At 38.5% G+C, this 6,660-nt stretch carries 3 protein-coding genes and 1 tRNA gene; all 4 read right to left on the reverse strand.

Translation table 11 applies throughout. The features are described 5' to 3' along the window. Positions 1-199: 199 nt before the first annotated feature. The 4 genes from B2145_RS01250 to dnaE all read right to left on the reverse strand — a co-directional run bounded on the left by B2145_RS01250 (position 200) and on the right by dnaE (position 6,369). Positions 200-273 (reverse strand) — tRNA-Asp (locus tag B2145_RS01250). 86 nt (positions 274-359) lie between these two features. Then, complete coding sequence (locus B2145_RS01255) at positions 360-1,286, reverse strand: DUF58 domain-containing protein (protein WP_291097318.1); 927 nt, start codon at positions 1,284-1,286, stop codon at positions 360-362. Positions 1,287-1,401: 115 nt separating this feature from the next. Further along, positions 1,402-1,719, reverse strand: coding sequence for a thioredoxin (gene trxA, locus B2145_RS01260; RefSeq protein ID WP_291097320.1), 318 nt, complete (start codon positions 1,717-1,719; stop codon positions 1,402-1,404). A 123-nt stretch (positions 1,720-1,842) separates the two neighbouring features. Continuing rightward, positions 1,843-6,369, reverse strand: coding sequence for a DNA polymerase III subunit alpha (dnaE, locus tag B2145_RS01265; RefSeq protein WP_291097322.1), 4,527 nt, complete (start codon positions 6,367-6,369; stop codon positions 1,843-1,845). Positions 6,370-6,660: the final 291 nt, after the last annotated feature.

The raw sequence follows: 6,660 nt of genomic DNA on the forward strand, positions 1-6,660 counted from the left end.
ATCGCTATTTCAGGACGGGACAATCATTAAATAAAAAAAGCCATCCACAAAGTGGAAAGCTTTTCATTGGTCTAACTACTAAACCCGCCGCGTCTTGTAACGTGACGAAAACAACACAACTATTTTAGATGCTTTTATTGGGCAAAAAAGCGATTCATCTCTGAATCGCTTCTTCCCTCCCGATAGCTATCGGGATTAGCGGTCTGGACGGGACTCGAACCCGCGACCCCATGCGTGACAGGCATGTATTCTAACCAACTGAACTACCAAACCTCTGCTTTATTGCGGTTGCAAATATACTATAGAATTTTGTTTCTACAAGTGTTTCTGCGAAAAACATTTAATAAAGTTTTGCTGTATTAGCCAAAGTTTTGTTTTTCAACCAAATATGCAGTCAATACTTTTTCAAAACTATCCTCAACCCCAACCGGAACATACTTAATTTTGTTTTGTGAACAGGTTAAAGCCAGTTTTTTAAAGTAACTACGTACTCCTTTTTCGTATTCTCCCTTCACATTGTCGGCAAAAATATTAACCTCATCACCGGTTTCTAAGTCAATAAACTTCCTTGGAGCGTTGTCAAAGTCAAAATTCAATTCGGTTTTATTGTCAATAACATGAAACAAGACCACTTTGTGTTTGTTGTGTTTCAAATGTTGTAAGGCATTAAAAAGTGCTTCCTCGTTGCCTAATTGAAACATATCCGTGAACAGGATAATCATCGAACGACGGTGAATTTTTTCGGCGATTTGATGCAAGAACGTTATAGTATCCGTGTGTTTTTGAACTTTAGGTTTCTCCAAAAGATTTTCGAGAGTATTCAATACCATTCGATGGTGACGGTCACTCCCTTTTTCGGGTGCATAGTATTCATACGTATCCGAAAACACGCTTAACCCAACGGCATCGCGCTGCTTCTTTAAAATATTCATCAAAACAGCTGAAGCCAATACGGAAAAACCAATCTTGTTTTGGAAGAAATTTTCGGTGTCTTTAAGTTTTGGATAATGCATCGACGACGAATTATCGATGATGATGTGGCAACGCAAATTGGTATCTTCCTCGAATCGCTTGGTGTACAACCGATCCGTTTTGGCAAACAATTTCCAATCGATATGTTTCGTGCTTTCGCCAACGTTATATACTTTGTACTCGGCAAATTCTGCAGAAAAACCATGAAAGGGACTTTTGTGCATTCCTGAAATGAATCCTTCCACAATTTGATTGGCCAACAATTCAAGATGCTGGAAACTGGAAATTTTCTCTATTTGCGATTCAATCTTCATCTTTCAAATATAAGAAAAATGTTTAGAAGGGATATGACGTTTAAAGTGTTTCGTTTTGAAATAAAAAAAGGTTTGACTTTCGCCAAACCTTTCTATTTAAATCACAATCTATTGATTACAACAATGCGTCTAAACTGTCAGCATAAGTTTGTTTTGGAGCAACTCCCACTTGTTTTCCTACCACTTCTCCTTTATGAAAAACCAAAACTGTTGGAATATTTCTCACTCCGTATTTTGCGGCAAATTCTTGGTTTGCGTCAACATCTACTTTTCCAACGACCACTTTTCCTGCGTATTCTTCACCAAGTTGGTCAATGATTGGTCCCACCATTCTACAAGGACCACACCAAGCTGCCCAAAAATCTACCATTACTGGTTTGTCTGATTTCAAAACTACTTCCTCGAAAGTAGCGTCTGTTATTGCTAATGCCATATTATTTTTTATTTAAAGTTTAAATTTTTAAAGTTGCAAACTTGAATACAAAGATAAAGAAACATTTGGGTTTAGATATGTAACTTTTATCACTTTTAGCTATTTTTTAATTGTTATAACTTATCAATTCAACTTAAAGTTAATCTGCATCTTCTCCAACTCCACCAACAACTCATTCGAAATCTTGATTTTCAATTTTCGGCTTGGCATCGATAATCGGGTAATCACTTTTGTTTCCTCTACTTCGGTGGCAATGATAGTTTCGGATATTTCGGTTTCTAAAATATTTCCATCTTCATCCATAATAATTTCATCAACATCAATGTCTATTGGCGCTACCTCAATTTGTTTTTTAACTGTTTCCAACTCCAAAACTTCAAACGTAACTTGATTTTCCCCTTTATTGGCTTGAAGAACAGAACTCAACTTATGAATTAAATCGGTCTGTAAATCTTTTATATTCAAATGAATAATCAGTTTTTTGGCGAAACTTGGCAACACATCCTGTAAGTATTGAACCAAAATAAACTGCAATCTCGGCTCGCCTTTTTTCCCCGTATCGCGGTCTGCCCAGCCTTCTTTTACCATCACTTTCATAAAAGTAAAATTGTTTTGAATCAAGAAATGACGAAATTTTAAATATTCTTCGCCAAAAATCCTGAACTCATGACTTTCGTCATAACCTTCTAAGGTGAACATCCCCCAGCCCTTGCCGTTTTTTGCCACGCGATGTTGCACATTGTTGATGATTCCGCCAAAAGTCAGATTTTTATTAACGTGCAATTCCATATTTTTCAACACTTCCAACTTTGAATTACAGAAATAATGCATTTCAAATTTGTAATCGTCCAACGGATGTCCCGAAATATAAATTCCGACAACTTCTTTCTCTTTGGCGAGTTTTTCCATCGTGCTCCAATCCTCGCAAGGCGGCACAACAGGCTCTGCAATTTGAACATCGCTACTTTCCCCAAACAAACTTACTTGCGATGAATTCTCATTTTCCTGAAATTTTGCCCCATACCGAATGGCTTTTTCGTAGAAAGTGATTCCGTCGCCATCATCATGAAAATATTGCGCTCGGGTGGTTCCAATGAAGGAATCAAAACCTCCAGCCAAGGCCAAGTTTTCCAATGCTTTTTTATTCGCTGCACGCAAATCGATGCGTTTGGTCAAATCAAAAATAGATTTATACTTTCCGCCTTTTCTGTTTTCGACAATGGTTTGAACTGCGCTCATTCCGACGCCTTTTACAGCCCCAATTCCAAAACGAACGGCATAATTTTCGTTTACCGTAAATTTATAAAACGACTCGTTCACGTCTGGTCCCAAAACCTGTAATCCCATCCGTTTACATTCTTCCATAAAAAAGGAAACCTGCTTAATATCGCTCATATTATTCGACAAAACTGCCGCCATATATTCCGCAGGATAATTCGCTTTCAAATAGGCGGTTTGGTAGGCAATCCAAGCATAACAGGTGGAATGCGATTTGTTGAAAGCATATTCTGCAAAGGCTTCCCAGTCTTTCCAAATTTTCTCCAGTTTATCTTCTGCATGCCCTTTGGCTGCAGCCTGACTGATAAATTTGGGTTTCATTTTGTCCAAAACATCTTTTTGTTTTTTTCCCATTGCTTTACGCAAAACGTCGGCATCCCCCTTGGAGAAATCGGCCAATTTTTGGGACAAAAGCATTACTTGTTCTTGGTAAACGGTAATTCCGTAGGTGTCTTTCAGTAATTCTTCGCAGGCTTCAAGGTCATAAACAATCTCTTCCTCTCCATTTTTTCTTTTTACGAAACTTGGAATATAGGCAATTGGTCCTGGACGATATAAGGCATTCATGGCAATCAAATCAGGAAAAACCGTTGGCTTTAATTCCTTTAGATATTTCTGCATTCCTGCCGATTCATATTGGAAAATCCCAACAGTTTCTCCACGTTGAAAAAGTTCGTAGGTTTTCAAATCATCAATAGGAAATTCATCAGGATTAAGATCTATTCCGTTTCTGTATTTCACTAATTTGACCGTGTCTTTAATCAAGGTCAGGGTTTTCAAACCCAAGAAGTCCATCTTCAATAAACCGGCACTTTCCACCACCGAGTTATCAAATTGGGTCACATATAAATCCGAATCCTTGGCAGTTGCCACGGGAACAAAATCAGTAATATCACTAGGCGTAATAATCACGCCACAAGCGTGAATCCCCGTGTTTCTTAGATTCCCTTCCAAGACTTTTGCCTGCTGAATGGTTTCTCCAGCCAAATCGCCTTCATTGGCAAGACCAATTAATTCCTTGATTTTATCGAATTCTTCGGGGCGAACTGCCTTCTTTATCAGGTCTTCTTTCTCGCTTAAAAAACGTGCTAAATTCCATTTGGAAGGCATCATTCCCGGAATTAATTTGGCTATTTTGTCGGCTTCAAATAAAGGCAGATCCAACACACGAGCCGTATCACGAATCGCCGATTTCGTTGCCATTTTACCGTAAGTGATAATCTGGGCCACTTGTTTCGAACCGTATTTCCGAATCACATAATCCATTACGCTGCTACGTCCCTCGTCATCAAAATCGATATCAATATCGGGTAGTGACACACGATCGGGATTCAGGAAACGCTCAAAAAGCAGATTGTATAAAAGTGGGTCAATATTAGTAATTTTCAAACAATACGCCACCACGGAACCTGCCGCAGAACCACGACCAGGCCCAACAGAAACCCCCATATTTCGGGCTTCAGCGATAAAATCCTGAACGATTAAGAAGTAACCTGGATAACCCGAATTTTCTATGGTCAATAATTCAAAATCCAGTCTCTCTTGAATTTCGGGAGTTATTTCCTTGTATCTTCGATTCGCCCCTTCAAAAGTAAGATGTCTCAAATAGGCATTTTCACCTCTTACTCCTCCATCAATTGCATCTTGGGGAACATTAAATTCGACTGGAATTTCAAATTTTGGAAGCAAAACTTCACGCGCCAAATTGTAAATTTCGATTTTATCCACAATTTCGGAAATGTTCGAAATCGCTTCCGGCAAATCATTGAAGTTTTTCTTCATTTCCTCTCCCGATTTGAAATAGTATTCCTGATTAGGTAAACCAAAACGATAGCCACGTCCACGACCTATTGGCGTAGATTGCTTTTCACCCTCTTTTACGCACAACAAAATATCGTGTGCATTGGCGTTATCCTTATCGATGTAAAAAGTATTATTCGTAGCAATTATCTTGACATCGTGCTTTCTGGCCAATGAAATTAAGCCTTCATTCACTCGGTTTTCGTCCTCTTGATTGTGGCGCATCACTTCGATATAGAAATCTTGTCCAAATTCTTGTTTCCACCAAAGCAAAGCTTCTTCTGCTTGGTTTTCACCCAAATTTAAGATCTTGTTTGGAATTTCTCCATAGAGATTTCCCGACAAAACTATGATGTCTTCCTTGTATTGTTGAATGATTTTCCGGTCTATTCTTGGTACATAATAAAATCCTTCGGTGTAACCAATGGAAGACATTTTAGCCAAATTATGATAGCCTTTTTTGGTCTTCGCCAAAAGAACAATCTGGTAACCATTGTCTTTGTGGGATTTATTTTTGTGGTCTTCGCAAACAAAAAATTCACAACCAACGATAGGTTTCATCGAAACTTCCGTTGGTTCTTCGCCTTTTTCGACAGCTTCTTTATTTTTGGCTTCAGCCGCTTTATTATGGTATAAAATATCCCGAACAAAATGAAAAGCACCCATCAAATTGGCGTGGTCCGTTATGGCAACGGCCGGCATTTTTTGCTGTGAAGCCGCTTTCACCAAAGCCGCAACGCTAATTGTCGATTGTAAAACCGAAAACTGGGTGTGATTATGCAAATGAACAAAATCGGTGTCGATTAAACTCTGTTTATTGTCCGAAAGTTCCTGTGTCGAAATAGGAGCGGTTTGTTTTTCTCCAAATTGTTGGCGAATTTTATCAGACGCTTCCTTTAAATTGATATGTTGCAACCCAATAAGCTGAATTTCTCTTGGATTTTTTAATTGGAAATCCTCGAAATATTCCTGCTCCACTTCGAGTTCCGTTTTGGTAAAAACTTCTTTACGAATTAATTCAAAAAAGCAACGTGTTGTTGCCTCGACATCGGCAGTGGCATTGTGCGCTTCTCCAAAAGGAACTTGAAATAAATATTGATGTAATTCAGTTAATGTGGGCAGTTTAAATTTCCCCCCTCGACCACCAGGCAATCGCAATAAGGAAGCCGTAATTTCGGTACAGGTATCGAGAATTGGCATTGAACCCATTGGCGAAGCAACTCCCATTCTGTGAAATTCGCAACCCATAATATTGATGTCAAAACCAAGATTCTGACCCACAATAAATTTGGATTTGGCCAATGCTACATTGAATTTTTCTAAAACTTCAGCTAAAGAAATCCCTTCAGCTTCGGCCAATTCAGTAGAAATACCATGGATTCTTTCAGCATCATACGGAATATTAAAGCCCTCAGGTTTTACCAAATAATCCTGATGCTCGATGAGTTTTCCCATATCATCGTGCAACTGCCAAGCGATTTGAATACATCGCGGCCAGTTGTCCGTGTCAGAAATGGGTGCGCCCCAACGCTTTGGTAAACCTGTAGTTTCGGTATCGAATATTAAGTACATAAGCCTTATTCCAGCCCTCTCCTCCCTCAACCAGTTCCTCCAAAAGAGGGGGTGGAAAGGAAAAGGAGTCGAAACCATAAAGGTTTTGACCGTTTATTTAACTGGTTTTAAACGTTTTGAAATTGTTGAAAATGATAAAAAATGAATTTCAAATTTAGGATTTTTTGAAGTAAAATTTCGGGGAAGTTATTAACAAAAGACATTGTATGAAAATTTATAACTTCTCCCCAACTTTTTTATGTGAGCCGAATTTTTAAAAAACAAATCTGTGTCTAGTCCTGAAAAAACGAT

This window comes from Flavobacterium sp. UBA5153 (assembly GCA_002413745.1).
Lineage (GTDB): Bacteria > Bacteroidota > Bacteroidia > Flavobacteriales > Flavobacteriaceae > Flavobacterium.

Bases quoted from the DNA above. Each gene is read 5' to 3' on its own strand.
- B2145_RS01255 (WP_291097318.1), bottom strand. From the start codon at position 1,286: ATGAAGATTGAATCGCAAATAGAGAAAATTTCCAGTTTCCAGCATCTT.
- trxA (WP_291097320.1), bottom strand. From the start codon at position 1,719: ATGGCATTAGCAATAACAGACGCTACTTTCGAGGAAGTAGTTTTGAAA.
- dnaE (WP_291097322.1), bottom strand. From the start codon at position 6,369: ATGTACTTAATATTCGATACCGAAACTACAGGTTTACCAAAGCGTTGG.